Origin of the sequence: Luteococcus sp. Sow4_B9, from assembly GCF_052116585.1 — a bacterium.
Classification (GTDB): Bacteria; Actinomycetota; Actinomycetes; order Propionibacteriales; family Propionibacteriaceae; genus Luteococcus.
The window spans coordinates 76,609-102,988 of sequence record NZ_JBQKKT010000011.1 but is presented as its reverse complement, the minus strand read 5'-3'; the positions used below and the strand labels follow the sequence as shown (position 1 = coordinate 102,988).

Annotated in this window: 24 protein-coding genes; 15 read left to right on the top strand and 9 right to left on the bottom strand. The window is 65.6% G+C overall.

The window, feature by feature from the left end; all coding sequences use genetic code 11:
- Positions 1-1,000 precede the first annotated feature (1,000 nt).
- Together mqo and ACTQ49_RS08895 are read left to right on the top strand one after the other, a co-directional pair.
- Complete coding sequence (gene mqo / locus ACTQ49_RS08900; protein ID WP_441827485.1) at positions 1,001-2,545, top strand: malate dehydrogenase (quinone); 1,545 nt, start codon at positions 1,001-1,003, stop codon at positions 2,543-2,545.
- 141 nt (positions 2,546-2,686) lie between these two features.
- Positions 2,687-3,088 carry a GntR family transcriptional regulator gene (locus tag ACTQ49_RS08895; RefSeq protein WP_441827484.1) on the top strand — a complete coding sequence of 134 codons (402 nt, stop codon included), beginning with the start codon at positions 2,687-2,689 and terminating at the stop codon, positions 3,086-3,088.
- A 34-nt stretch (positions 3,089-3,122) separates the two neighbouring features.
- Here ACTQ49_RS08895 and ACTQ49_RS08890 read toward each other — a convergent pair whose 3' ends face one another.
- Positions 3,123-3,791 carry a hypothetical protein gene (locus tag ACTQ49_RS08890; protein ID WP_441827483.1) on the bottom strand — a complete coding sequence of 223 codons (669 nt, stop codon included), beginning with the start codon at positions 3,789-3,791 and terminating at the stop codon, positions 3,123-3,125.
- 218 nt (positions 3,792-4,009) lie between these two features.
- Between ACTQ49_RS08890 and glgX the strand changes: the two genes are divergently transcribed.
- Positions 4,010-6,454, top strand: coding sequence for a glycogen debranching protein GlgX (gene glgX, locus ACTQ49_RS08885; RefSeq protein WP_441827482.1), 2,445 nt, complete (start codon positions 4,010-4,012; stop codon positions 6,452-6,454).
- A 477-nt stretch (positions 6,455-6,931) separates the two neighbouring features.
- Here the strand turns inward: glgX and ACTQ49_RS08880 are convergent, their stop codons facing one another.
- Complete coding sequence (locus ACTQ49_RS08880; protein WP_441827481.1) at positions 6,932-7,339, bottom strand: PAS domain-containing protein; 408 nt, start codon at positions 7,337-7,339, stop codon at positions 6,932-6,934.
- 189 nt (positions 7,340-7,528) lie between these two features.
- Here ACTQ49_RS08880 and ACTQ49_RS08875 point away from each other — a divergent pair, with 189 nt between their 5' ends.
- The 4 genes from ACTQ49_RS08875 (at position 7,529) to treS (ending at position 13,015) form a co-directional block, all read left to right on the top strand.
- The gene (locus tag ACTQ49_RS08875; RefSeq protein ID WP_441827480.1) at positions 7,529-9,058 is read left to right on the top strand and encodes an ATP-binding cassette domain-containing protein; all 1,530 of its coding nucleotides are present in this window, start codon (positions 7,529-7,531) and stop codon (positions 9,056-9,058) included.
- Between the two features lie 314 nt (positions 9,059-9,372).
- On the top strand, positions 9,373-9,741 hold the full coding sequence (locus tag ACTQ49_RS08870) for a hypothetical protein (protein ID WP_441827479.1): 369 nt from the start codon (positions 9,373-9,375) through the stop codon (positions 9,739-9,741).
- 112 nt (positions 9,742-9,853) lie between these two features.
- Positions 9,854-10,666 (top strand): rhomboid family intramembrane serine protease, encoded by an 813-nt coding sequence (locus ACTQ49_RS08865; protein WP_441827478.1) that lies wholly within the window; start codon positions 9,854-9,856, stop codon positions 10,664-10,666.
- Between the two features lie 87 nt (positions 10,667-10,753).
- The gene (treS, locus tag ACTQ49_RS08860) at positions 10,754-13,015 is read left to right on the top strand and encodes a maltose alpha-D-glucosyltransferase (protein WP_441827477.1); all 2,262 of its coding nucleotides are present in this window, start codon (positions 10,754-10,756) and stop codon (positions 13,013-13,015) included.
- Between the two features lie 89 nt (positions 13,016-13,104).
- Here treS and ACTQ49_RS08855 read toward each other — a convergent pair whose 3' ends face one another.
- Positions 13,105-13,473: a hypothetical protein gene (locus tag ACTQ49_RS08855; RefSeq protein WP_441827476.1), complete on the bottom strand. Its 369-nt coding sequence runs from the start codon at positions 13,471-13,473 to the stop codon at positions 13,105-13,107.
- Positions 13,470-14,051 carry a MarR family winged helix-turn-helix transcriptional regulator gene (locus ACTQ49_RS08850; RefSeq protein WP_441827475.1) on the bottom strand — a complete coding sequence of 194 codons (582 nt, stop codon included), beginning with the start codon at positions 14,049-14,051 and terminating at the stop codon, positions 13,470-13,472. The genes ACTQ49_RS08855 and ACTQ49_RS08850 overlap by 4 nt, the downstream gene beginning before the upstream one ends.
- A 104-nt stretch (positions 14,052-14,155) precedes the next feature.
- Here ACTQ49_RS08850 and ACTQ49_RS08845 point away from each other — a divergent pair, with 104 nt between their 5' ends.
- Complete coding sequence (locus ACTQ49_RS08845; protein ID WP_441827493.1) at positions 14,156-15,400, top strand: DUF445 domain-containing protein; 1,245 nt, start codon at positions 14,156-14,158, stop codon at positions 15,398-15,400.
- 41 nt (positions 15,401-15,441) lie between these two features.
- On the opposite strand, the gene ACTQ49_RS08840 is transcribed toward ACTQ49_RS08845, so the two are convergent.
- On the bottom strand, positions 15,442-16,653 hold the full coding sequence (locus ACTQ49_RS08840; protein WP_441827474.1) for a globin domain-containing protein: 1,212 nt from the start codon (positions 16,651-16,653) through the stop codon (positions 15,442-15,444).
- Positions 16,654-16,875: 222 nt separating this feature from the next.
- Between ACTQ49_RS08840 and ppk2 the strand changes: the two genes are divergently transcribed.
- Together ppk2 and ACTQ49_RS08830 are read left to right on the top strand one after the other, a co-directional pair.
- Positions 16,876-17,775 carry a polyphosphate kinase 2 gene (gene ppk2 / locus ACTQ49_RS08835; protein ID WP_441827473.1) on the top strand — a complete coding sequence of 300 codons (900 nt, stop codon included), beginning with the start codon at positions 16,876-16,878 and terminating at the stop codon, positions 17,773-17,775.
- A 101-nt stretch (positions 17,776-17,876) separates the two neighbouring features.
- On the top strand, positions 17,877-18,608 hold the full coding sequence (locus tag ACTQ49_RS08830) for an NAD-dependent protein deacylase (protein ID WP_441827472.1): 732 nt from the start codon (positions 17,877-17,879) through the stop codon (positions 18,606-18,608).
- On the opposite strand, the gene ACTQ49_RS08825 is transcribed toward ACTQ49_RS08830, so the two are convergent.
- On the bottom strand, positions 18,605-20,593 hold the full coding sequence (locus ACTQ49_RS08825) for a hypothetical protein (protein WP_441827471.1): 1,989 nt from the start codon (positions 20,591-20,593) through the stop codon (positions 18,605-18,607). The genes ACTQ49_RS08830 and ACTQ49_RS08825 overlap by 4 nt on opposite strands.
- A gap of 116 nt (positions 20,594-20,709) precedes the next feature.
- On the opposite strand from ACTQ49_RS08825, the gene ACTQ49_RS08820 reads away from it, so the two are divergent.
- The gene (locus ACTQ49_RS08820) at positions 20,710-22,197 is read left to right on the top strand and encodes an Hsp70 family protein (protein WP_441827470.1); all 1,488 of its coding nucleotides are present in this window, start codon (positions 20,710-20,712) and stop codon (positions 22,195-22,197) included.
- Positions 22,198-22,293: 96 nt separating this feature from the next.
- On the opposite strand, the gene tpx is transcribed toward ACTQ49_RS08820, so the two are convergent.
- Positions 22,294-22,791 carry a thiol peroxidase gene (tpx, locus tag ACTQ49_RS08815; protein WP_441827469.1) on the bottom strand — a complete coding sequence of 166 codons (498 nt, stop codon included), beginning with the start codon at positions 22,789-22,791 and terminating at the stop codon, positions 22,294-22,296.
- Positions 22,792-23,054: 263 nt separating this feature from the next.
- Here tpx and ACTQ49_RS08810 point away from each other — a divergent pair, with 263 nt between their 5' ends.
- The 4 genes from ACTQ49_RS08810 to ACTQ49_RS08795 are packed head-to-tail and all read left to right on the top strand — an operon-like array spanning position 23,055 to position 25,759.
- Complete coding sequence (locus ACTQ49_RS08810; RefSeq protein ID WP_441827468.1) at positions 23,055-23,570, top strand: transposase; 516 nt, start codon at positions 23,055-23,057, stop codon at positions 23,568-23,570.
- Positions 23,567-24,070, top strand: a complete 504-nt coding sequence (locus tag ACTQ49_RS08805; protein WP_441827467.1) for a hypothetical protein — start codon at positions 23,567-23,569, stop codon at positions 24,068-24,070. Before ACTQ49_RS08810 ends, ACTQ49_RS08805 begins: the two co-directional genes overlap by 4 nt.
- On the top strand, positions 24,070-24,993 hold the full coding sequence (locus tag ACTQ49_RS08800) for a DUF4031 domain-containing protein (RefSeq protein ID WP_441827466.1): 924 nt from the start codon (positions 24,070-24,072) through the stop codon (positions 24,991-24,993). The genes ACTQ49_RS08805 and ACTQ49_RS08800 overlap by 1 nt, the downstream gene beginning before the upstream one ends.
- A gap of 10 nt (positions 24,994-25,003) precedes the next feature.
- Complete coding sequence (locus tag ACTQ49_RS08795; protein WP_441827465.1) at positions 25,004-25,759, top strand: tyrosine-protein phosphatase; 756 nt, start codon at positions 25,004-25,006, stop codon at positions 25,757-25,759.
- 83 nt (positions 25,760-25,842) lie between these two features.
- Here the strand turns inward: ACTQ49_RS08795 and ACTQ49_RS08790 are convergent, their stop codons facing one another.
- Both ACTQ49_RS08790 and ACTQ49_RS08785 read right to left on the bottom strand, forming a co-directional pair.
- Positions 25,843-26,208 carry an iron chaperone gene (locus ACTQ49_RS08790; RefSeq protein WP_441827464.1) on the bottom strand — a complete coding sequence of 122 codons (366 nt, stop codon included), beginning with the start codon at positions 26,206-26,208 and terminating at the stop codon, positions 25,843-25,845.
- Positions 26,205-26,351, bottom strand: a complete 147-nt coding sequence (locus ACTQ49_RS08785) for a hypothetical protein (protein ID WP_441827463.1) — start codon at positions 26,349-26,351, stop codon at positions 26,205-26,207. The genes ACTQ49_RS08790 and ACTQ49_RS08785 overlap by 4 nt, the downstream gene beginning before the upstream one ends.
- Positions 26,352-26,380: the final 29 nt, after the last annotated feature.

Below are 26,380 nucleotides of genomic sequence, written 5' to 3'. Positions count from 1 at the left end.
TGGTACTGCAGGAGGGATCCTGTGGGAGACTAGGACGCCGCCGGACTTACACAAACACCCCTTTGGGTTGTCACCACGGTGACACACCCAAAGGGGTGTTTTGCATCCCCACCCACCACACCCCAAGCCAGCCAAATCGCGCGGACTCTTCCCCGTCCGACGCGGCACCCACAAGCCATCGCGTAACAGTCTCGACCGCGCGCGGGGCACCACGTCGTCAGAGATGGGTGCCGGCACCACCGCCCGGAGGCATGGATTCCAGCCCCGACGCGTGGGATCCAACTTCTCGCGTGTGCTCTACCAGCAGCGAAGCAACCAAACCCACGCGACAACCACCACGTCGCCCCTGATGGGTGCCGACACCAGCACCCAGTCACGTTGGAGCACTTCCCTGGCGCCGGATCCTGGCCGTCGTCTCTGTTCCACCAGTGCGCGTGGGATCCAGCCCTTAGCGTGTGTTGTACCAGCAGCGAAGCAACCAAACCCACGCGACAGCGCAGAACGCGACCGAAGCCGGGGTCCATTCGCCAATACCCCGGCAGGAGTGGATTGGGCGGGTCCCTTGCAGGAGTGGGAGTGGGCCCTGGCGAACGTTTCAGCCTTCGCCGGCAGCGGGGCTGGTCCAACACGTTCGGGGCTGGTCCAACACGTTGGGGGCCGGGGAGTGTTCGACGGCAGGCAGGGGAATCGACGCCATTGATTCGGCCTCTGAGTCGGCTCGCCGGATGGGGGACCGGAGCATTGGTTGACGTGTTCGCGATGAGCGTGACACAGGTGCGGGCGAGCCCTGCAGCAGCCGACGTCACCCGTGGTCACGCAGCGGAACTCGACTGGTGATCCAACCGTTAACGGCATACTGTTGGAGAAGCCTTCGGCTCCGGTGCCCGGTCGCACTCAGGGAGTCCAACGGGGGTTGCACGATGCCGCGCGAGCGACTGCGCCGTAGCAGTCGGGAGCCAACGACATCGGGCCTGGATGCAGGTATTCGTGAGGAGTAGTTGTGGCGTTCGGTAAGCGCAAGCCCGGCAAGTGGCCCGTCGAGGCCGAAGAAGTTGATGTTGCCCTGATTGGTGGTGGTGTGCTGAGCGCCACCATCGGCCTGATCTTGAACCAGCTCCAGCCCGATTGGAAGATCGTCGGCTACGAGCGCCTTCCCAAGGTGGCGAAGGAGTCGTCGAACCCTTGGAACAACGCCGGCACCGGCCACGCGGGTCTGTGTGAGCTGAACTACACGCGTGAGAACCCCGATGGCTCGATGAACAACACGAAGCCCATCGAGATCAACGAGCAGTTCCAGCAGACGCGTCAGCTCTGGGCTCACCTGGTGGAGAAGGGCATCCTGGGTCTGCCGGAGACCTTCGTGAACCCGTGCCCCCACATGTCCTTCGTCCGCGGCGACGACGACGTCGACTTCCTGCGTCGTCGCTGGGAAAGCCTCCACACGAACCCCCTGTTCACTTCCATGGAGTTCAGCGACGATCCCGAGAAGATCGCCGAGTGGGCCCCGATGCTGACCGAGGGTCGCGATCCCAACGAGCACATCGCTGTCACCTACGATCCCACTGGCACCGACGTCGACTTCGGCTCGATCACCACACAGATCTTCAACTACCTGGCCTTCCATGGCGTGAACGTCGAGACCTCCCGCGAGGTGACCGACCTCAAGCAGAACACCGACGGCAGCTGGACCCTGCGCATCGTCGAGCACGGCGAGGTAGGTGCCAAGCGCACCGGGCGCGAGAAGTTCGTGCGCGCCAAGTTCGTCTTCAACGGCGGCGGCGGCTGGGCCCTCAAGATGCTGCAGAAGGCCGGCATCCCGGAAGTTGCGGGATACGCCCTCTTCCCGGTCACCGGTGCCTTCCTCTCCACCGACGACCCGTCGGTCGTCAACCAGCACAAGGTGAAGGTCTACGCGAAGCCCCCGGTGGGCGCCCCGCCGATGTCCAACCCGCACATGGACGCCCGCGTCATCAATGGCAGCCGCTCGGTGCTGTTCGGTCCCTATGCCGGTATCGACCCCCGCTTCCTGAAGTACGGATCATTGCTCGACATGCCGAAGATGATCCGCACGGACAACATCGGCGCGGTGCTGAATGTTGCCAAGGACAACATCCCGCTGATCAAGATGCTGGCCACGATGATCTTCATGACCCCGGCCCAGAAGCTCGCGGAGATGCGCGCCTTTGCTCCTGCCGCGAGCATCGAGGACTGGCACATGATCAAGGCCGGTCAGCGTGCCCAGATCATCAAGACCGACGCCAACGGCAAGGGTGGCACTCTCCAGTTCGGCACCGAGGTGCTCACCTCTGCCGACGGCACCTTGGGCGCCGTCCTCGGCGCTTCGCCGGGCGCTTCGACCGCGGTGCCGATCGTCCTGGACGTGCTGACTCGTTGCTTCCCCGACAAGATGGAGGAGTGGGAGCCCAAGGTCAAGGAGATGATCCCGTCCTATGGCGAGAAGCTCTCCGAGAACCCTGATCGCGCCTACGAGGTGATGAGTCACACGGCCGAGGTGCTCAACCTGGAGAAGCCCTCCAAGGCCTGAGAGCTACCGAGCTGACCATCGACGATTCGGCGCGGTGGTCCGTCCGTCCATGACGAGGCTGCCATCCCATCATCGGGGTGGCAGCCTCGTCGCGTCTGCCCAGACGGTTGACGGGTGCTCTTCGGCGCTAGCATCGCAATCATGAACGACGTATCGACGAGCGGGGGAGTGGGCCCGGGGCGGGCTCGCATCCATGACGTTGTCATCGCGGTGGACCCCGAGCTGGCAACGGCACCCTTCGCCCAGGTCGTGGATCAGGTCGTTCGTGGCATCAGCTCGGGCGAGATTCCGACGGGGACGAGGTTGCCATCGGTTCGGGCCCTGGCAGCTGGTCTGGGGTTGGCGGTGAACACGGTGGCGAAGGCCTATCGCGTGCTGGAAGCGGAGGGCCATGTGGAGACGCGCGGCCGCAATGGGACCATCGTGGTGGGAACCGGCACGTCAGACATGCTGAGTACGGACATGGCCAGGGTGGTCCAGGCGGCCAAGCGCAGCGGGCTCGACCTGGATGAAACGGTGGGGCTGTTGCGTCGCCTGTGGTGATTCCGCGGCCTTGGGCCGGCGTGCGGTGGTTTGCTCAGGCCGGCGTCATGGAGACAGCACGATCGCGCACTTCGACGGGGACGGCCCTGCCTGAGGACATGCCATCCCAGGCAAAGGCGATCCCGACCAGGAGGGAGCCGACGGCGCTCGACACCCAGGAGTAGGGCGTGGTGTCGTGGGAGACATAGCCGCCCATGAGCAGGGGCGCCACCATCACGAAGTCGACCAGGAACGCTGTCATGAAGCTTCCGACCGTGAGTAGGGCCCGCTGGCCTGTACCCATTCCCGCACGATGCCCGAACCAGAGAGCTGCCGCTGGGATCATGAACGGCCCCAAGGTGTAGATCATGGAGATCGGACCGGCCGGAAGGAGGTGGCCCCAAGATGCCCAGCGTCCGATAGCCAACAACAGGACATAGGCTGCCGGCGAAAGGGCCAGCAGGAGCGCCGGTGGCATCACTGCTCGTCGGCGACGTGCAGCGAGCAGGAAAGACAGGGCGAGCAGCCCATAGCCGAGGGCGAGGATGAAGGGCTGGGCAGAGCCCGCCGCCTCAAGCATTCTGTCGTAGGAGTCATCCTCACGGGCGAAGCATGCGTCGCGATCCCCGGTGAGGCAGATGGCCCATCGATCAACGGCCACGAACATGAAACAGGCAGCGGCGGCAAGAGCACTCAGTGCCGTCGCAAGGGAGCGGGAACGCATGGGGACTTCCTCCGGTCTGTCGTCGCGACGGTTCGTCTGGTTCCAGCATCGCCTGTGCTCGGGGCGGCGCCACGGCCATTGCCTGAAAGATCGCGTCGATTTCCAGCGTGGTTCATGTGGGACGCCATGGGATGCGTCCTGACGTGAGCGGGGGATGGCCCTTCTCCCTCGGCAGGGCTAGGTTGGTGGCACCGCGAAGATCCTCATCGAGGTGGCTGATGGCCGGCATGGACGAACTCGAACTCGACACCCTCATCGCACGGCTCACCCGCGAGTTCCCGCGGCTGGCCGGAGCTGAGGTCAACACGACGGTGCGCGAGGTCAGAGCGATGACCTTGAGCCTCAACCCAGACCTCATCCCGGTGATGGTCGAACGGCGCAGCCGCGCACGGCTGGCCGCACGCTCCGGCCCGGCCGGTGCAGGACTGTCCGTCTCCGGCGTACCACCCTTGGGCGCGACGGTGAGCGACACGGGTGTCACGTTCTGCGTCTTCTCTCGGGATGCGACGTCCGTCGCACTGCTCCTCTTCGAGGATGCCGACGACGCCTGCCCAAGCAGATCAATCCAGCTGGATCCGCGGACCAATCGCACCTACTACTACTGGCACGTCTTCGTCCCCGGTCTGCGAGCGGGGCAACTCTACGGCTATCGCGTGGACGGTCCGCGGAGCCCGGAAGAGGGGTTGATGTTCGACCCTGACAAGCTGTTGGTCGACCCCTATGCGCGTTGCCTGAGCTTCCCTCACGACTACTCGCGGGAGGCTGCCTGCAGGCCCGGTGACAATGCCGCGCTCGCGCCGAAGGGCGTCGTGGTGGATCCGGAAAGCTATGACTGGGAAGGTGACCGGCCCCTGGCACGCGATCTGGATGCCACCTTCATCTACGAAATGCACGCCAAGGGATTCACCGCCCATCCAAACTCGGGGCTCGACCCGTCGGTGCGCGGAACCTATCGCGGCCTCATCGAGAAGATCCCGTATCTGCAAGAGCTCGGAGTCACCACGGTGGAACTGCTGCCGGTGCAGCAGTTCGACTGGCAGACGGCCCCGGAGGGGCGATCGAACTACTGGGGCTACCAGCCGTTGGCCTTCTTCGCCCCGCATGCGCAGTTCAGCTCGCGGGTGGACCCGTTGGGCCCGGTCGACGAGTTTCGTGACATGGTCAAGGCACTGCATGCCGCAGGGATCCAGGTGATTCTCGACGTCGTCTTCAACCACACGTGCGAAGGGGGAGTGGGCGGGTCAGTCACCTCCTGGCGAGGCTTCGACAACCTCACCTACTACATCGTCAACACTGCGGGCGGCCTCGGCTACGACGACTTCACCGGCACAGGCAACACCTTCAACACGAACGAGACCGTGGTGCGGCGGCTCATCCTGGACTGCCTGCGGTACTGGGTGCAGCACATGCACGTCGACGGTTTCCGCTTCGACCTGGCGTCGGTGCTCTCGCGCGGCCAGGACGGTGCGCCGCTGCGCAATCCACCGATCCTGTGGGACATCGAGACCGACCCGCTGCTCGCCGACACCAAGATCATCGCCGAGGCCTGGGATGCGGTCGGCCTCTACGAGGTGACGACCTTCGTCGGGGATCGGTGGGCGGTGTGGAATGGCGCCTACCGCGACGTGGTGCGGCGCTTCCTCAAGGGTGACACTGGCCTGGCCAGTCGCTTTGCCGACAGCCTCATGGGTAGCGCCCAGCTGTTCAGCCAACCCGATCGGGACCCCTTGCGCAGCATCAACTTCGTGACCGCGCACGACGGCTTCACGCTGAACGACCTGGTCAGCTACAACGAGAAGCACAACCTGGCCAATGGCGAGGACAACCGTGACGGTGCGAATGACAACGAGAGCTGGAACTGTGGTGCCGAGGGGCCGACGGATGACACACAGGTCGAAGCGCTGCGTGAGCGACAGATCCGCAATGCGTTCGTGGCGCTGATGGTTTCGCAGGGGCGCCCGATGATGCTGATGGGCGACGAGGTGCGGCGCACCCAACACGGCAACAACAACGCCTACTGCCAGGATAACGAGATCAGCTGGTTCGACTGGCACGGCACGATCCAGCACGCGGGATTGTTGCGCTTCGTCCAGAAGACACTGGGCTTCCGGAGCGCGTCGGTGCTGTGCGCCGCACCGTCCTACTGGGGAGACGCCACCGGGACCTCTGTCACCTGGCACGGCGTCGAGCTCGGACGGCCAGACTTCAGTGAAAACTCCCACAGCCTTGCCGTTGAGCTGCGGCATCCGACCAGCGACGAGCACCTGTTCGTGGTCTTCAACTCCTACTGGGAGCCTCTCGACTTCGCGCTGCCTCCGTTGGAGGAGGGCTATCGCTGGTGCCGAGTGGTCGACACGTCCTTGGCCAGCCCTGATGACTTCGCCGAGCCCTCAGTGGCGCTGAGCGACCAGTGCCGCTACCGGGTCGACGGGCGCACCTCGGTGGTGCTGGAAGTGACTCCGGACTTCGAATGGCGCGAGGTGCAGCACGTGATCGAGCGGTTGGAGCAGGCCTTCCCGGACCTGCCGCCCGGTACCGTCAGAGCGGTGATCGAGGACGCCTATGAGGACATGACGGGGCCGGTGCGGGACTTCATTCCCGTCCTGCTGGAGCACGCGGCCCTGGAACAGCTGCGACGGTTGCGGCGCCAGCCGGACCAGTAGGCGCCGGGATGCGCTGATGGGCACGATGGTCGCGGATGCGCAGGGGGATCCCGCGTTCGATTCTGTGCGAATGTGTTCGATTTTATACGCATGGTTGAGTTCCATGTTCGAGACGGCGGGTCGCGCGGGCTCAGATCGGGTTTGCCCGGATGGTGCTGACCTGGATGGCGTGCCACGGCCATCCGTCGGCGGACGTTTCGTGCGGATTTCGCTCACGAGAGTTGTTCACATGGCGGCACGTACAGCGTCCTCAATATCCGTGACTTGGCGCGGTGCGGTGGATCTGGCAGCGAGGGGTTCGTGCAGGTGCCGCTGGGGCCGCTCCAGGCTCCCGTGAACCACACCACAAGTGACCGATAACGTACATTATGACAATCCGTAGCCACGCCGTGCACTTCTCTCGGCTCTTCCATGGCCACGCCGTCAGCTCCGCAACGCGTGGCCCGTCGGTGAACCGTGGACGGAAGGTGGGTCAGGTCAGGCAGGCTTGACCCACTCGCGAGCCACGGCCACCGAGCCAATGGCTTCTGCGTTGGCATCGACAACCACGGCAAAGGTCATCTCCACGTACACGGTGCTGCCGTCGGCTCGTACTGCCTTCGTCCGACGTGCCCGCCCTTCTGAGGACAAATGCCCTTGTGTCATAGCTTTCGCAAAACCAGCGTCATGCGCGGCGCGCAGGCGCTCCGGAATCATGACGGCGACGTCCTCCCCCAGCACGTCCGCTGCCCGATGTCCGAACAACTGCTCGCTGTGGGCATTCCAACCGCGGATCTTGCCGTCGCTGTCGATGATGATGACCGCATCGCCGGCCTGCTGCCAGGCTTGTTGCACGAGGTCGCTGACACTTGCATCGGCCAACTGTCGGTCTGGCGTGGCATCCATGGCTACACGCTAACTGGATCCGCCCCTGAGCGCGTCGGAATCGCTTCCCAAACCTGTCCGGCTGCTGAGGCTGCCTCCCGCAGACGCTTCGGGTGACCGACGCCCCCGGGCGGTGCGGATACGCTTTCTGATCGGACAGTTGGGGCGTTGTGGACGCCTGATTTTGCTCGAGGGGAAGCGTAGAAACTGATGGAACCATTGCTGCGTCTGGTGGGCGTGAAGAAGCGCCACGGTGGGCGACCGGTCCTGCGGGGCATCGATCTCGACGTGGCGCCGGGCGAGGTCATGGGGCTGATCGGTGAGAACGGCGTTGGCAAGACCACCTTGATGAGCCTGTTGTCTGGTACCTACGCCCCGGACGATGGCGAGATCTACCTCAATGGTGAGCGCATCAACCCGCGCAGCCAACGAGAGGCGATGAGTCTCGGCATCGGCGTCATTCGCCAGGACCTGAAGGTCAATCCTCGCCTCACGGTGGCCCAGGGACTGTTCCGTACCGGCCGACTGAGCGGACTCCCACACGACGAGATTCGTGAGCAGGCGGCCCGCGGCCTGGCCGAACACGGCTACGGCCTGAGCGTCGACGCCCGGTTGGGCAGTCTGTCGGGCCTGGAGCTCGTGATGCTGGAGATGGCCCGGATGTCCGTCGAGGGCGCCAAGGTCATCCTGATGGACGAGGTTGGCGCGCTGTTCAACCGGCGCGAGATCGACGACCTGCACGACCAGCTGCAGGAGCTCAACGAGCGTGGCACCAGCGCGATCTACATCACCCATCGGCTCTCCGAGATGAAGCGCGTCGCCGATCGCGTCGCCGTGCTCAAGGAGGGGCACGTCTTCCGGGTGGTCAACAGCGACGACGTCAGCGTGGACGAGATGGCACAGCTGCTGTTGACCCGTGAACAGATCGCTCTCAGTGATCGCTCCGACCACCCCCGGGATGAACTGGCTCTCAGCGTGCGCGGCCTTTCCGGTGACACCATCCAGGAGGTGGATCTGGACCTGCGCCGAGGCGAGGTGCTGGGGCTGACCGGGCCGGCGCGTCGTGGCGGGATGGATGAGCTGGCCGAGGCGCTCAGCGGTCGCTGCGACCATGACGTCGAAGGTGAGGTCGACGTGGCTGAGGAACTGCAGAACCTGGCAGGTGGCAAGGCGCCCATTGCCTACTTCTCCACTGAGGAGCGTCTCGCCTTCGAGGACTCCGCCACGATCGCGCGCTCGCTGACCGCGGGCAACTCGGATGCCACGGAGATGGCCGCGCTGCGTCAGATCATCGACGTGATCCAGACCATGAACATCAAGGCCACCAGTGCCCAGAGCGAGGTGCGCAATCTGTCCGGCGGTGACCAGCAGAAGGTGGCGCTGCGACGCTGGATTGACTCCGCGCCGGCGGTCCTGATCCTGAACCACCCCACCCTGGGGCTGGACGTGCGCTCGCGTCAGGACCTCTACCAGATGATCTTCGAACACACCGAGACCGGTGGAGCCGCCATTCTCATCTCGTCGGATCCCGCGGAGTTGCGCGGTTGGTGCGACCGGATTGCGATCATGCGCAATGGTCGCGTGACCTCGATCGTGCGGCCGGACCAGATCACCGACGACGAGCTGGACGACGCCATGGTCGCTCCCCCAGCACGAGCGCTGGAGGTGGATGACGACATTGATGACGAGCCCGCGGATGGTTTCGAGGGCTTCCGGGCCAGCCGCTTTCTTGTGGGCTGACTGAAGTATGACCGGAGTCAGCCGGTTCGGCTCGACTCCACACCACGGGAACCCTAGTGTTCCAAGCGTCGTCGGGGGACGACCGGCAGCCTCGGCTGCCGTCGGTGACAAGGGTTGATCACGCTGTCAGGTTCCAGCGAGGCACACCGCTGGATGGATGTCAGGTCCATCGCAAGCGTCGGCCACGATCAGCCACGAACACTCAGTACTCCCGCCGATGCGCAGGCACAAGCCACACAAGCCACACGAGCCACACGGTTCGAAAGCACTTCCAGCAGCACTCCAGCTGCCCTTGCATCGGAAAGGAACTCTCCATGAGCTCTCTGCAGCAGTCCGTCCAGGACCTCCTCAACATCGATGGCGCCACCGGCGCCGCTGTCGTCGACCTCGGCTCGGGCATGGCCCTGGCCACCGGTGGCAATCCCGGCTTCAACCTCGACGTGGCCGCGGCCGGCAATGCCAATGTCATCCAGGCCAAGCTGCGCACCATGGCCGACCTGAACCTGTCTGACGAGGTCGAGGACATCCTCATCACCCTGGGCAAGCAGTACCACCTGATCAATGTCATGAATGAGGACACCACCAAGGGTCTGTTCGTGTACCTGGTGCTGAACCGCAACAACGCCAACCTGGCGCTGGCCCGTCACAAGCTGAACATGGTCGCGCGCAATCTGAGCGTCTGATCCACCCAACTGTCTCGCGGGGTCCGCATCGGTGACGATGCGGACCCCGCGTGCATGTTCGCGCACTTGCGCCCCCTGCACGTCCATTGCGCCGGCCGGTACGGTGGTGGCCGTGAGTGGATACTTCCCGATGGGCAACAACCTGCGCGACCACTGGTTCAAGATCGGCCGCACCGAGGTGGGCACGACGCTCGCCGTGGTGGGGCTCGTCGTGATCTCCTGGCTGGTCGCTGCCGGGGCGCCGGCACTGCCCGCGCTGTCGATGCTCACCCCCGAGGCACTTCTGCGGGGAGAGGTCTGGCGGCTCGTGACCTGGCCGCTGGCCAATGCGATCGGCCTGTGGCCGGTCCTGAACCTCTTCTTCTTCTGGGTCTTCGGCTCCGAGCTGGAGGCCTCGATGGGCAAGGTTCGGATGGCCCAACTGCTGGCGGGAATCTGGGCCGCGCTGAGCATCACCACCGTCATCTTCGGCCTGCTGCTCGGCTCGTCGAATGCGGTGGCAGGAATCTGGCTCGTCCAGTTCGTCGTCCTGTTGATCTGGATCGCCGACAATCCGCATCGCCCTTTCTTCTTCAACATCCCTGCCTGGGTGATCGGCGCCGTCCTGGTGGGAATCCAGATCCTCGGGATGATCGGTGTGCGAGATCTCGCCGGGCTGCTGACCCTGCTCTCCTCCACGGCCCTGGTGGCGGTGCTGGCGCGTGGTCTGGGGCTCTTGCGTGACCTGAAGTGGATCCCGGGAGCGCCTTCCGCCCGGCCCAGCCGCCCCACCCGTGCGCAGAAGGCCCATGCGAAGGAGCAGCAGCGCAAGGCCGACGACGGAGCGCGCCTGGATGCCCTGTTGGACCAGATCAGTGAGAAGGGCATGGACTCCCTGACCCCCGCACAGCGACGTGAGTTGATGCGCCTGCGCAATCGTCGCTGAGGCTGCTCCCAGCGTGCTGACGAGTTCGGCTGCCGGCGAAGCGTCCGGGGGCAGACAGAGGTCGTCGCGGATCGCTAGATTGGCAGGGTGAGCAATCCCGACCACAAGGCGCCCGTGACCGCTGCCGAGGCAAGTCAGACCGATCAAGTGACTCCCGACGGCATCCCGCTGGAGGACATCCTTCCCGAGGTGAGTTTCGAGCAACAGCGCTATGCGGCTCGGCCCGCCATCGTCCGTCCCAAGGCAACCCGCCATCGCCAGGGCAAGGGCGCGAGCCCTCTGACCCCTCCCTTCGAGGCCGACGGCCGCAACCGGGCCTATGTGGACTGGCTGGAGAGCCAGTCGATGCTGCACGATGCCACCACGGTGGCTCGTCAGCTGGCCGGAAGCCACCAGATGTGGGTGAACCCCTTCTCGGCTCCGGACCCGCGTGCCGCTGTCTCCACGGCCTCCGCCTGGTTCACCGCCTATCCGCTCAGCATGATCACCGAGGACGGGCAGTCCTTCTTGGGCGCCCTGGGATCCGAGGAACTGTGGGAGGTCTTCGAACAGATCGGCATCGATGCCATCCACACCGGGCCGGTGAAGCTTGCGGGCGGTTTGAACGGATGGAAGCCGACCCCGAGCGTCGACGGGCACTTCGACCGGATCAGCATGGCCATCGACCCTGTCTTCGGGACGGAGGCGGAGTTCCGCACCATGTGTGAGAACGCAGCGCGCCACCAGGGAACGATCATCGACGACATCATCCCTGCCCACACCGGCAAGGGGGCCGATTTCCGGCTGGCTGAGCTCAATTACCACGACTATCCCGGCATCTACCACATGATCGACATTCCCGAGGAGGCCTGGCACCTCCTGCCGGAGGTCCCCCCGGGCAAGGACGCGGTCAATCTGGATGCGGCAGCGGAGCGAGCACTGTCCGACGCTGGCTACATCATCGGCGAGATGCAGCGGGTCATCTTCTACGAGCCGGGGGTGAAGGAGACCAACTGGTCTGCCACTCCCGAAATCTATGACTACAAGGGCGTCAAGCGCCGCTGGGTCTACCTGCACTACTTCAAGGATGGGCAGCCCTCCATCAACTGGCTGGACCCGACCTTCGCCGGGATGCGCCTGGTGATGGGCGATGCGCTGCACTCCCAGTTGGATCTCGGCTCGGGCGGTCTACGTCTGGACGCCAATGGCTTCCTGGGCGTGGAGAAGTCCGTGGACCGGGATGCCGCGTGGTCTGAGGGGCATCCGCTCTCCCAGGCGGCCAACCAGCTGATTGGTTCCATGGTGCGCAAGGTGGGTGGCTTCACCTTCCAGGAGATGAACCTGGGCATGGAGGACATCAAGAGCACCTCGGCGGTGGGTCCCGACCTCAGCTATGACTTCGTGACGCGCCCCGCCTATCAGTACGCCATGGCCACGGGTGACACCGAATTCCTGAGGATGACCCTGCGCGAGGCCGCGAAGGTGGGAATCGACCAGGCTTCGCTGGTGCACGCCCTGCAGAACCATGACGAGCTCACCTATGAACTGGTCCACTTTGCCAACAACCACAAGGACGACGTCTACCACTTGGACGGTCGCGACTGGACGGGCGCCGAGATGGCGGAACACATCCGCGAGACCATGCGCCAGACGCTCACCGCGCAGGCGGGTCCCTACAATGCTGTCTTCACCCAGAACGGCATCGCGTGCACCACGGCGTCCATCATCAGTGCCTCGCTCGGTATCACTGATCTGGCGGACATCACCGAGTCCGACGTGAAGCGCATCACCAGTGCCCATCTCCTGCTGTGCATGTACAACGCCTGGCAGCCAGGCGTCTTCGCACTCTCGGGATGGGATCTGGTGGGGGCGCTCCCCCTTGACCGCAGTCAGGTTTCTGCCTTGATCGAGTCGGGCGACACCCGGTGGATCGAACGGGGAGCCTATGACCTGCTGGGAACCAGCCCCGACGCGACCGTGTCGCAGTCCGGAATGGCCCGGGCCACGTCACTCTACGGTCCCCTGCCGGAGCAGCTGCAGAATTCCCACTCCTTTGCCTCCCGGCTGGCCCAGATCCTGAAGGTCCGCAAGCGCAATGGGATCGCTTCGGGCGAGCTGCTCGACACTCCTGATGTACCGCACAAGTCGCTGCTGGTGATGGTGAACCGCCTGGAGATCGGTGCGGTGCAGATCACCGCCCTGAACTTCGGGTCGGAACGGCTGAGCGCCCGCGTGCAGTCCGAGCACATCCCCCAGGGTCGGGTCTTCGACCTGTCCACGCGCCGCAAGGTGGACAATGTCGACGCCCTGGGCGGTTTCACCGTCAATCTGCCGGCCTTCGGCGGCCTCGCGATGATCGTGCGCGACTGACCTGATGAGAGCAGCGAAGCGCCTGTCCCCCATCCCGGGGGCAGGCGCTTCGTCGTCTCTGACGCGATCAGAAGTCGTCTCTGACGCGATCAGGTGGCTCCCATCCCGGAGAGCAGCATGATGGCCAGCACAGGCGTGCAGGCGCCGAGGGCGAGCGCCCAGACCCCGCGGGAGTATCCGTCTGGGCGGCGTGAGAAGTGGAAGCCGGCCCCAATGGCCACCAGAGCCAGGATCGCGGCGACCGCGAAGCAGCCGGCGCCGACCATCATCCACAGACTGCCAGCCCGTGCCTCGGGGTTGTCTGGCAGTGCGTCCAGCGATGGCATGGGGCCGGGCATCCGCGCCAGCACCAGATAGCCCTTGAACAGGACGCCCGAGGCGATCGTCGTGACGAGCACCGCCAGTGCACCCACGACCACGGCCCAGGTGCCTGCGGTCTGCTTGTCCGTCTGGTTCATAACTCGTCCTCGTCGCTTGCAGGGTACTGGTTCAGATGCTGTTGCCCGACGGTGGTCGCGCTGGCACTTCGGGGACCGCTGGGCAGGGTCGCTGAGGCCTCGACGCTCGAGAGGTCGACCTCGAGTTCTCGGGCCATCGCCAACAGGGCTTTGCCCAGGATGAGCGTTTCCTCGGGCGTGAGTGGATCGAACAGCGTCCGCTGGACGAAGTCGAGGTGAGCCGGCGCCGCGTGCTCGATGAGATCGAGTCCCCGTTGAGTCGGGCGCACCACCGCACCCCTGCCGTCGTGGGGCACTCGTTGCCGAATGACCAGATCGCGCGACTCCATGCGAGCCAGCTGGTGCGACGTGCGGCTGCGCTCCCACCCCAGGGTCGAGGCCAGCGCGGACACTCGCAGCTGCCCCTCCGGTGCCTCCTTGAGTCGGACGATCACGTCGAACTCGTGGAAGGTCAGTTCGCTGTCGGCCACGAGCTCGCGACTGAGACGCTGCGGCAGCGCGGACATGAGCGCGATCAGCAGCCGCCAGGCCCGCTGTTGGTCCGAGTCGAGCCACTGTCGGTCAAATGGGCGGCTCATGGGGCCAAGGATATCCGGATTCACCGCCGCCGCCTCCGTGCCGCTGTGGGCCCGCGGTGGAAGCCGGAACTTGCGGTGTGCGACAGACTGGAGGGGTGAGCCTGATGATGGATGCCCCGGGAGACGCAGAGCGACGGGTGGAGCTGCGCAAGATGCGCACGCTGGCCACCGGGCTGTTGGTCTTGGCGGCGATTCTCTACGCCCTGACCCTGCGTGAGCAGCGCGCAGGTTGGATCGGATGGGTCAATGCGGGCAGTGAGGCCGCCATGGTGGGTGCGCTGGCGGACTGGTTCGCCGTGACCGCCATCTTCCGCCACCCGATGGGGATTCCCATTCCGCACACGGCCCTGGTCAAGCGCCGCAAGAACGAACTCGGGCGAAGCCTGCAGGAATTCGTCACCAACAACTTCCTGACGGTGGACATCCTCCAGGAACGGGTGCGCGAGGCCGAGGTGTCCGCCCGCATCTCCGAGTGGCTCGCCATCCCGGCCAATCGACATCGTCTGATGGCCCAATTGGTGCGCGGAGCCCGGCTGCTGCTGGACCGGGTCAAGGACGACGACGTGAGCGCCGTGGTCACCGACACCGTCCTCCCCCGCCTGAAGGCCACGCAGATGAGCCCGATCGCCGGCGGCCTGCTCGACGACGTGGTGCGCGACGGTGCCCATCAACAGATGGTGGATGTGCTGGTCCGCGAGCTCCACGAATGGCTGCAACGAAACCCGGATGCGGCGCGACACGTCATCGGTGAGCGTGCGCCCAGCTGGAGTCCCCGTTGGGTGGACAAGCAAGTGGCTGGCTTCGGGTACTCGCAAGCACTGGAGTGGACGATGGCCGTGCGCGTCCAGCCCCACCACCCCTTCCGCAAGGCGGTTGACACCTATCTGGCGAAGCTGGCACACGATCTGGGACACGACCCATCGATCATGGCCAAGGCCGAGGCCGTCAAGGAACGTCTGCTGGACAATCCGTCGATTGGTCCGGCCGTCGTCGCCGTCTGGCAGAGCGTCAGAGACTCGATCACCACCGCCCTCGATGATGAAACCTCGCCGGTCTGGGAGCGCACCGATCAATGGCTGGCGGAATTTGCGGAGCAACTGGCCACCGATGCCTCGATGAGGCAACGGCTGGATGACCGGGTCCTGGACATCGTGGCATTCGTCGTGGACACCTACGGCCAGGAGCTCGCCACCGTCATCTCCACAACCGTGGACCGGTGGGACGCGGACGAGGCCGCCAGCAGGATCGAGCTGTTCGTCGGGCGCGATCTGCAGTTCATCCGCATCAATGGCACGATCGTGGGCTGTCTGGCTGGTCTGGTCATCCATGCCATCAGCCAACTCGCCTGAATCCCGACCAGTCCAGACAGCCCTTCGATGGTGAGTCCGGGTCAGCCGGGCAGCAGCCAGTCGTTGGGCGAGAAGAGTTCGTAGTGCACGTCCTCGGACGGTACGCCACGGGCCTGAAGCTGCTCCCGGAGGTTCTGCAGGAATGCATTCCCACCGCACAGGTGGTACTGGGCACGCTCAGGAAGCTCCACCCCGGTGAGGTCCATCCGCCCGGTGTGCGCTCCCTGTGCGGCCGACGTGCTGAACCAGAGCTCGTGTCGTCCGCCGGCATCGCGGGTGGCCTCGACCAACTCGTCCACCAGCGGTGCATCGGCAGCATCGTGGTCCGAGTGCAGTGTGAGGAGTTGGCGGCCGCCCGTCATCGCCAGGTGACGCGCCATGCCCAGCATGGGGGTGGCACCAATGCCAGCGCTGATCAGCACGACGGGGTCATCACCCGGCGTCAGGACCAGATCACCCGTCGGAAGGCTCACCTCCAGCTCGTCGCCCGCGTGCAATCCGTCGATGATCGACGAGGAGACCTCCCCATCGGGGGTTGAACTGCCCAGGATCTTCTTGACCGTGATCTGCCACTGCCCCTGCTCCCCCGTGTTGCAGAGGCTGTACTGCCTGAGCTGGCGCGCACCGTCGCCCATCGTCCTGCGGACGGAGATGTACTGGCCCGGCTCAAAGGTGGGCAGGGTGGACTCGCCGTCACGCGCTCCCAGAAGGAAGGAAGCAACCAGATCCGAGTGGTCGATCCGCTCGAGCACACGCACGGTGCGGAAGACATCGCCGTCGGCGACCCCGAGTTCGCCATAACGCTGCTTCTCGAAGCGCACGAGGGTGCGCGCCATGATCCAGTAGACCTCTTCCCATGCTGCGGCCACCGCAGGCGTGACCACGTCCGCGCCGAGGATCTCGACGATGGCCGCGAACAGGTGGTCGTGGACGATCTGGTACTGGTCCTCGGTGATTCCGACGGACACATGCTTGTGACCGATGCGGGAGAGCAGCTCATCGGGGCTCGGGGAATCCGGGGTGACCAGGAGCGAGGCGAAGGTGGCCACGGATGCAGCCAGGGCTCGCTGCTGTGCCCCCTGGGCCTGGTTTCCGCGGTTGAAGGTGTCGCGGAGAAGTTCGGGATGTGCCGCGAACATGCGACGGTAGAAGCTGGGCGCAATGTCGTCGATCTTGGATCCGACGAGCGGCAGGGTTGCCCTGATGGTCTCGGCGTGCTGTGGGTCGAGGCTTTCGATCTGGAAGTCGGCCATGGATTTCATCTCCCTGGATGTACTGGTGGGGCGACGGATGGGTCTGCCCCGAATCGACGGTACCATTCACACGCCTGATTCCGTGGATAATCCCTGGGTGACGACCAGTTGTCCGGAGGACCAACAATCGCTGTGAGCAGTCCCAGCCCCTAGGCGCTCCGAGCGCAGCGCCCCTAGGATCGATCAGGGGCGCGAAACCCGCGCCGACATGGGGAAAGAGCGATGCCGAAGAAGAACAGCGACTACCGCGAGTACATCGATCGTCTGCGAGCGGAGGGCTACACCGTGCAGCCCGACATTGCGGGTAGCGATCCCGATCTCATCGATCCGGGTGGCTCGGCGGTCGAGACATGGCGCGAGGACTACCCGTACGACACTCGCCTGGACCGCGACGCCTACGAGGCGGAGAAGTACGCCCTGCAGGTGGAGCTGCTCAAGTTCCAGTACTGGACCCAGGACAACGACCTCAAGCACATCATCCTGTTCGAGGGTCGGGACGCCGCAGGCAAGGGTGGAACCATCAAGCGCTTCGAGGAGCACCTCAACCCTCGTCACCTGCACACCGTCGCCCTGACCAAGCCTTCCAACAAGGAACTCGGCCAGTGGTACTTCCAGCGCTACATCGAGCACTTCCCCACCAGCGGAGACATGGTTCTGTTCGACCGCTCCTGGTACAACCGTGCGGGCGTCGAGCGCGTGATGGGATTCTGCTCGGAGGAGGAATACTCGCAGTTCATGGTGCAGGCCCCCCTGCTGGAGAAGATGATCACGAATGCGGGCATCTCCCTGACCAAGTTCTGGTTCTCGGTCACGCAGCACGAACAGCGCACCCGTTTTGCGATCCGCCAGCTTGACCCCGTCCGTCAGTGGAAGCTCTCCCCCATGGACATCGAGAGCCTGGACCGTTGGGAGGAGTACGGGCAGGCCAAGGATGCAATGTTCGCCGCCACGGACACCGACTACGCACCGTGGTGGTCCATCAAGTCCAATGACAAGAAGCGCGCCCGCATCAATGCGATGCGCTTCTTCCTCAACCAGTTCGACTACGACGGCAAGGACACCTCCGTGGTGCACGAGCCCGATCCGCTCATCGTCACCCGCGGGCGCGAGACCCTGGGTTGATCGAGCTGGGTTGATCGAGCTGGGTTGATCGCACTCTCAGGAGGGCGGGCGGGAGCACAAGCTCCCGCCCGCTTCTGCTCTCCCGATGGGAGAATGCAGACATGGACAGCTTGCAGGCAATCCTTGACCGGGGGCAGGACATCGTCTTCTTCGGAGGTGCGGGTATCTCGACGGAGAGCGGCATCCCGGACTTTCGGTCCTCCGCCGGGCTGTACGCCACGGCCACCCCGGACTCCCCTGCTCCCGAATACCTGCTGAGCCACGAATGCCTGGAGCATGATCCGGAATCCTTCTTCGACTTCCACCGCACGTCGCTGCTGCACCCCAAGGCCCGTCCCAACCGGGCGCATCAGGCGTTGGCCCGGCTCGAGGAGGTCGGCAAACTGTCCGCTGTCATCACGCAGAACATCGATGGCCTGCACCAGGCGGCCGGCTCGCGCCGCGTGTTGGAGCTGCATGGCTCTGCCCAGCGCAATCGGTGCATCGATTGCGGACAGGTACAGGACATGCGCTTCATGCTGGATTCGACGGGCGTCCCCCGCTGCCCCATCTGCCGAGGGATGGTTCGCCCGGACGTCGTCCTCTACGGGGAGCCCTTGGACCAGCGGGTGATGGATGCTGCCATCGAGGCGATCCTGGCGTGCGACGTCCTCATCGTCGGAGGCACCTCGCTGAACGTGTATCCGGCGGCTGGGTTGGTCAACTTCTACCAGGGGCGTGACCTGGTCCTGATCAATCGTGATCCGACGGCCCACGACGGGCAGGCATCACTCGTGCTGCACCAAGACCTGGGTCCCACCCTCGGGGACGCCGTCGACTCCCTGCTCGGTTAGAGGCCCCACTGCTTCGACAGCTGCTTGGCCCGCTTGCCAGCGGCACGGCCGCCCCACCAGCCCTGGGCATCCGACAACTGTTCCAGAGCACGTACGAGCTCTCGTCCACGTCCTTGGGGATCCTGCGGGGCCAGCGGCTCGAGCTGATGGACCAGCCCCTCCAGCGCCTCCACCAGCTCCTGCTTGTCGGTGGAGTTCTGGGCGCGGTCCACCGCTTGGCGCGCCCGGGCGACTGGATCCTGCTCGGCTTCCCGACGAGCAGTCTCCTCGGCTTCCCGACGAGCAGTCTCCTCCGCCTCGCGACGAGCAGTCTCCTCGGCTTCCCGACGAGCAGTCTCCTCCGCCTCGCGACGAGCAGTCTCCTCGGCTTCCCGACGAGCAGTCTCCTCCGCCTCCTGGCCGGCGGCGCTCTGAACTGCGGCCGCCTCCTCGACCCTTCGGGCCTCAGCTCGACGCTCCGCCTGTGCCCGTTCGCGTTCCGCACGCTCGGTCGCGGCCCTGAGCTCGGCCACGGCACGCTCACGTGCCTCCTGCTCCCGTTGCTCGTCGATCAGGCGCATCGCCTCCTCGTCGCTCAACACCGTCGTGGAGACCGGTGCACCGGCCGGGGAGAGCGCGTCCAAGGCATCCGGTACATCCCAGTGCGGTGTCGGCTGATTGCCCGGCAGGGCCGTGTGACGGGTGCCGGCCAACAGGACGGCGAGTGCGCCCTCTCCGTTGAGCAGACCAGAACCCATCAGCTGCTCACGCAGGGCATCGGCGATCTGCTCCGCGTCTGTGCGGCTGGCTGTGGCGGTGGCCTCGTCGCCTGCAGCGGACAGCACATCGGCGCGAACCCAGTGCGCCAGCCCTCGAGCAGCCTCGGGCACGGTGACCTGACGGTGTGCCTGCAGGCGGTTGTAGACCTGGTCGATGCTCGCCGCGGCCGCGTCCACACGTCCGGTTGCCAGCTCGGCATGGGCGCGTGAGGCGCAGACCGCCAGCTGGGTGGCCAGATGCTGCCCGACAGGCTTCTCCGCCTTCAGGAGGGCATTCATGGCCTGCTGAGCCGCCTCCGAGGCCTTCAGGGAATCCGCACCACGTCCGGCCTCCGCAAGCAACCAGGCCTGGTCGCTGCGGGCCAGGGCAACGTCCACCCGTCCCGGTTCGCCGCGACGGGGAGCGCTGCGGTGCAGCAGCGTGCACCAGTGTTCCAGCACGTCCAGCGCCTCGTCCCCTCGGCCCACCTGCCACAGGGCAGCCACCAGCGATCGGTGGAGCTGGACGGCAGGGGTGATCAGGCGTTCAAGATGCGGCTTGGCCATCCGCGGAAGCTGTGTGAAGTCGCTCTCGGTCCATTCCTGCCACACCGAGACTGCCTCTCGCAGCAGCTCCACCGCCTGGTCGGGCAGGCCGACGCTCGTGCGAGCGTCGGCAACGGTGTGCAGGGCATCCAGCAGCACCGGGGTGTGGTCGGGCTCGAGGACGCTGCGCCGGGCCATGGCGAGAGCCGAGTCGGCCATGGCATTGGCATGGGCGAGGTCACCGCGCGCCATGGCCGTGCGAGCGTCGGTCAGGAGCGACCAGATCGCGGTGCGCGGAACCAAGGCCTCGCCCAGGCCACGCTCGGTCAGCTGGTCCTTCCATGCGAGGGCCGCCCCGATCGTCGATCCCGCCGGCTCCACCAGACCCATGCCCAGCTGCACCGTGGCCACGTGGGTCAGGGCCGTGAAGTAGCGGGCCGCATCCACCACCGGTGTGTAGGGCCCGATCGGGCCACGAGAGCGCACCAGCTTGTCCGCAGCCCCGACGGCTTCCGCAGCCTCGGGTGCGGCCTCCGCCCACGCCCGCGACAGCACCCGCAGGCCAGTGGCCTCGTTCAGCGCGTCGACGAAGTCCTCCGTCCTGGTGGGGTCGCTGGCAACCCAGCCACGCAACTGCTTCACCGTGGAGACGGTCTGCTTGAGCTTCTTGGCGTGGTCGTCGCGGGGTTGGTTGTCTGCCATGGCGCCCATTGTGTCAGCTGACGGTGCGGCAGACACATCTGCGCGGCCGTCCGGAGCCGGGTCCGCCACTGGATCGACAGCCCTCGGCTGGGCGCTTTCCGTGATTGGCTTGGACCATGCACCTTGGCATTGATCTCGGCACCACCCGCACCGTCGTCGCGCTCGTTGATCGCGGCAACTACCCGGTGGTCGACTTCCAGGACCTCCACTCCGACTTCGTCAGCCACTTCCCCACGATTTCCGCCCTCGCCGATGGCGTCCTCATCCACGGTTTCGACGCGCTCGAGGCCATCGACGCCGGGGCCCCCGCAATTCGTTCGGTGAAGAGGCACCTCGCACGGCCCGACCTCACCCTGGAATCCACCATCGACGTGGACGGGCACCAGATCGGGCTGCTGCACCTGGTCACCAGTTTCCTCACTGCCCTGCGCACGGCACTCGTCGAGTCCTCATCGCTGGAGTCTCGGGAGATCAACGGCGTGGTGGTGGGAGTGCCGGCTCATGCCCACACCGCCCAGCGCCTGCTGACGCTCGAGGCCTTCCGTCGTGCGGGTTTCCCCGTCCGCGCGATGCTGAACGAGCCGTCGGCCGCCGGATTCGAGTACACCCATCGGCAGAGTCGAACGATCACCTCCCGACGCAACCGGGTGCTGGTCTACGACCTGGGTGGTGGCACCTTCGATGCCTCGCTTGTCTCCGTGCAGGACGATGCCCACGAGGTGCTGAGCAGCGTCGGCATCAACCGCCTGGGCGGTGACGACTTCGACGAGGTGCTGGCCCACCTGGCCCTGGATCGAGCCGGGATGGCAGGAGATTCCCTCTCCCGGGCCGAGCAGAGCGCGATGATGGCCAGTTGCCGACAGTCCAAGGAGTCCCTGACCCCACAGACCCGGCGGGTCGCGATCGAGGTGGGAGAGGTCCTGTCCACGGTGGAGGTTGCCGACTACTACGAGGCTGCAGCGCCACTGGTCGAGCAGACACTGCAGATCACCGAACCGCTGGTGGCTGGGCTGGACCAGTCCACGAGCGACATCGCGGGGCTCTACCTGGTGGGGGGTGCCTCCGCGTTGCCCTTGGTGCCTCGAGTCCTGAGGGAACGATTCGGCCGTCGGGTCCACAAGTCGCCCTATCCCGGTGCCTCCACTGCCATCGGACTGGCCATTGCCGCTGATCCCGAATCTGGTTTCACACTCGCCGAGCGGCTCTCGCGGGGCTTCGGCGTCTTCCGCGAGGGGGAGGATGGCCGTGAGGTGAGGTTCGATCCGATCCTGTCCCCCGACCATGCCGTCAGCGTCACAGACACCATGGTGGTGACCCGTCGCTATCGAGCGGCTCACAATGTCGGTATCTTCCGCTTCGTCGAGTACTCAGCGCTGGATCCGCTGGGCCAGCCGCGCGGGGAGATCTCGCCTCGCGGCGAACTTGTCTTCCCCTTCGACCGTGAGCTGCAGGAGGCAGGTATTCCCGGGCACGAGCAGGAGGTCCGCCGGTTGGAGACCGGGCCGCTGGTGGAGGAGATCTACACCATCGACCCCCACGGGATCATCTCGGTTCGGATCCAGGATCTGGAGACCGGCTACATCCTCAGCGGAGACCTCGCCTGACAGCTGCGGACAGCCCGGACCTCGGGCCCGAACAGAGCGATGGCCGTGGCCCGTACCCTGCAGGGTACGGGCCACGGCCAGATGGAGTCCGGTTCCTCAGCCGAGGGCTGCGATCGCTGCGTCGTAGTCGGGCTCGGTGGTGATCTCGGGTACGAGCTGGCTGTGCAGCACCGAGCCCTGCTCGTCCAGGACGACGACACTGCGGGCCAGCAGACCCTCGAGCGGGCCGTCGGTCAGCAGCACGCCGTAGTCCTGGCCGAACGTGCCGCGGAAGTCGGAGGCGACCTGGACGTTTTCGAGGCCCTCGGCGCCGCAGAAGCGGGCCTGGGCGAAGGGGAGGTCCTTGCTCACGCACAGGACGGTGGTGTTCTCCAAGCCACTGGCGAGTTCATTGAACTTGCGGACGCTGGTGGCGCAGACGCCGGTGTCAACGCTGGGGAAGATGTTCAGCACGACGCGGCGACCCGCGAGGGACTGCGTGGTGACGGCTGAGAGGTCGGCGCCAACGAGGTTGAGGGTGGGAGCGACGGTTCCGGGGGTGGGCAGTTCCCCGACGGTGTGGACCGGGTTGCCCTTCATTGCAGTGGTAGCCATGACACCTTGTCTAGCACAGCAACGTCCAACACTGCCGCCATCGTGATCGGGGCCTTGGCACTTCATCGCTCCCCAATTCGTGAAGTCTGTGGCCTAAGATGTAGCATATGAAGGGACGAGACTTAACTCGGGTCTGGGCAGTCACGCTGGACCAAAGGGACTCCAGACACGCACGTGATGCCGTTCCCGGCCTCATGCGGGACCTCGAACGAGTCCTTGGACGTCGATTCCTTCTGCCCCCGGAACGCACCGCAGGAGATGAGGTGCAAGTGCTGCTCGCAGACCCTGCCGCTGTGGTCGACGTGGTGGAAGTGGCCACCAGACTCAAGGTCTGGCGGCTAGGGATCGGGCTCGGCGATGTGGAGGGACCCCTGCCGGACTCCACCCGGGCTGCACGGGGTGGCGCCTATCTCGCTGCCCGCACAGCGCTGGAGGAGGCACGTCACTCCCCCACCGGACTGCGTCTCATGGTGCACGAAAGTGTCGGACGAGCCGTCTACGGTGAAGATCGTCCCTCCTGTGCGGGGCCAGCTCGACGTGCGGAGACCGCACTGTGGTTGTGGCAGGAACTCTTGGGACGACGGACCGATGAAGGGTGGGAGATCGTGGACCTCCTCGACGAGGGGCGCACCGTGGGGCAGGCTGCAGACCATCTGGGCATCACCGCTTCCGCCGCGAGTCAACGACACCGTCGGGCCGGTTGGGAACAGTCGCGTCGCGGCCGTGAGCTGTGTGTCGAGCTGATCGTGCAGCTGTGGGAGGCAGGTGGTCACGCATGACGATCATTCAGGATGCGATGGCATCAGTCCTGCTCCTCGGGCGCTGGGCAGACCTCTCACTCGACGTGCTGGTGGTCGTCCTGCTCGGAGCCCTGGTGACCTGGGGTGGCGGACCGATCGTCCAGATCGTCTTTCGTCGGGTGGATCGGCGCACCGCCGTTGCTACTGGTCCGGACACCGACGTTGAGCGGTCCTCGCAGGATGACCCCCCGGGTGCGTCCAGTGACGGTTCCGTGGATGGGCTGGTGGCAGCGGGACAGCAACTGCGCGGTGGATCCTGGATCGGCGCGCTCGAGCGGCTGGCGATCTACGCGGGCCTCGTGGCGCACTATCCGGAGGCCATACCCATCAGTCTGGCGCTCAAGGGCGTTGCGCGTTACCCAGAGCTGAAGGCCACGACGGCAGGCGCCGCCGAGCGCTTCATCATCGGCACCTTCGTGAGTGTCCTGCTGGCCTGTGGCGCTGCCGGACTGGCCCTGTGGCTGTTGGGACTCAGCTGATGCTTCTGGTTGATTCCCCGCGGTGGCCTGCGCACGGGAGCGTCTACGGACATCTGGTCAGTGACGCAAATCTGTGGGAGCTGCACGAAGGAGCACGGGCAGCCGGGTTGGATGTTCGAGCCTTCGACCATGACCACTACGACCTGAGGGTGGACCGGCTGGGCGCTGCCCTTGCCGCGGGGGCCGTCCAGGTCGACGAACGCGACCTGGTGGACAGGCTGCGCGCGGTTGGGCTTCGCATCCTTCCCCACCAGAAGGCTCCGCGCCGACGCCGGGCCCGGGAAGAGGTGCGCTCTCAAGTGCTTGAGGTGCTGCCCCGGACGGATGAGCCGGCCGTCCGGACGATCGATTCCCTGCTGGACCGCCAACAGGTGGAGCGGCGGCGCTACCACGACCTGCGTCATCTGGCGGAGATGCTGCGGACACAGCGACGATTGGCCGAGTTGTCGGGTACATCCCTGCATCGGACGGAAGTCCTGGCGACCTTCTTCCACGACGTCGTGCACCACGGGGCTCCGGGAGAGGACGAGCGGTCCTCCGCGGACCTGGCCGGCGAGATGCTCCCGACGCTGGGGCTGCCCGACGCGGAGGTCAGCGAGGTGCAACGACTGGTCCTGATCACCCTGGACCATGCTCCCAAGAGCGATGACCCCAGTGGGCAACGCATCTCGGACGCCGACATGGCCATCCTTGCGTCGGCTCCGGGCCGATACCACGTCTCCGTCCGGGACCTGCGCCGCGAATACGCCAGATTCGACGATGTCCAGTGGCGCTCCGGGCGCCGGGGCGCACTGACCGGATTCCTGGGCATGAGCCAGATCTTCCACGGCACGCACGCTGGACGGCTCTTCGAGGCCACAGCCCGGGAGCGCATCACCGAGGAACTGGCCCATCTGGACGGCTCCTACCTCGAGGAGCTCTAGAGTGCTGGGCATGGCCAACGCTCTTGCCCTGCTTCGTGCCGTCACTCATCGTGTCCGCATCCCCTTCGGGGTGTACAACCTGCGACCGGTGACCAGCTCGACCCGCCCCCACGTTGGGGTCTATCGGTCCTCCCTGTTGTGGGGAGCAACCCGCGCCGATCGCCGAATGATCGCGCAGCTGGGCATCGGCTTGATCATCGATTTGCGCACCGAGAAGGTGGCCGCCAACTTCCCCGACCCCGATCTGCCGGGCGTGCGCTGGGTCCTGGTGGACCTGCACGGCACGGGTGAGGCCGTCACGGGCCAACGCAGGACCGAGGCCGACACGATCGAGGCCATGAAGGCGCGCTACCTCCGGATGGTGAACGACGAGGGGCAGCGGGAGCGCATCGCGCAGACGCTGCGCCTCATCGCGGGTGAGCCGAAGGCCGTGCTCTTCCACTGCACCGATGGAAAGGACCGCACCGGATGGATCGCGGTGCTTCTGCAGCACATCCACGGTGACTCGGCAGAACAGGTGATGACCGACTACTTGGCCTCACAACCCAAGGTCTCCCACATGGCGCGATTCCGCTGGTTCACGGACACCGCCCGGGGCGGCCGTGCCCTGGCACGGCGGAACCGACCGATGAATGTGGTCGATCGCAGCTTCCTCCAGGCCGGGCTGGATGAGGTGGAGCGTCAGTTCGGCAGTCTCGACGGCTACATCACGGAGGGTCTGGGCCTGGAAGCGCAGGTGCTGGACGCCCTGCGCAGCAAGCTCTGAAATCCTGCGCAGCAAGCTCTGAAACCCTGCGCAGCAAGCTCTGAATGGGATGCTCCACCGGTCGTGTGGGCAGGTACTCCTCGTCAGGAGAGTTCCAGGATCTCGGCCAGTCGTGTGTGAACGAGCCGGACCACCAGTTCCTCCGGCAACGGGCGCAGGGCACTGAAGTGCACCGATCCAGAGGTCTGCTCGAAGCCCGACAGTTCGTCGGCCAGGGTCACGAGGGTGCGCCCGCAGAAGGGGTACCAGCTCAAGAAGGAGCGTCCCGCCGCGAAGCCACCCACAATCCCCTTGCTTGTGGTGTAACCGTGCAGGCGGAAGGCGGGCAGTCGGTAACTGGTGACCTCGTCGAGTCCAGGGCAGCAGTCGTGGACGACCCGCCGCATCTGCTCGAGGCAATCGCGGTCCTCCTCGCGGCAACCCGCAAGGTAGTCATCCACCACGGTCATCCGAGGTCCTGCTCACCCAGCAGACGTGCCACGTGGTCCTGACGGAGCCGGGACTCAACGCCCAGCGCGCGTGCGAGCAGCGCCACCAATGGCATGGCCAGCAGCAGCAGCGTGGCCGTGGCAAAGACGATCTGACCGGTCATGGCGACCAGCCTAGTGAATCGACGAGTGC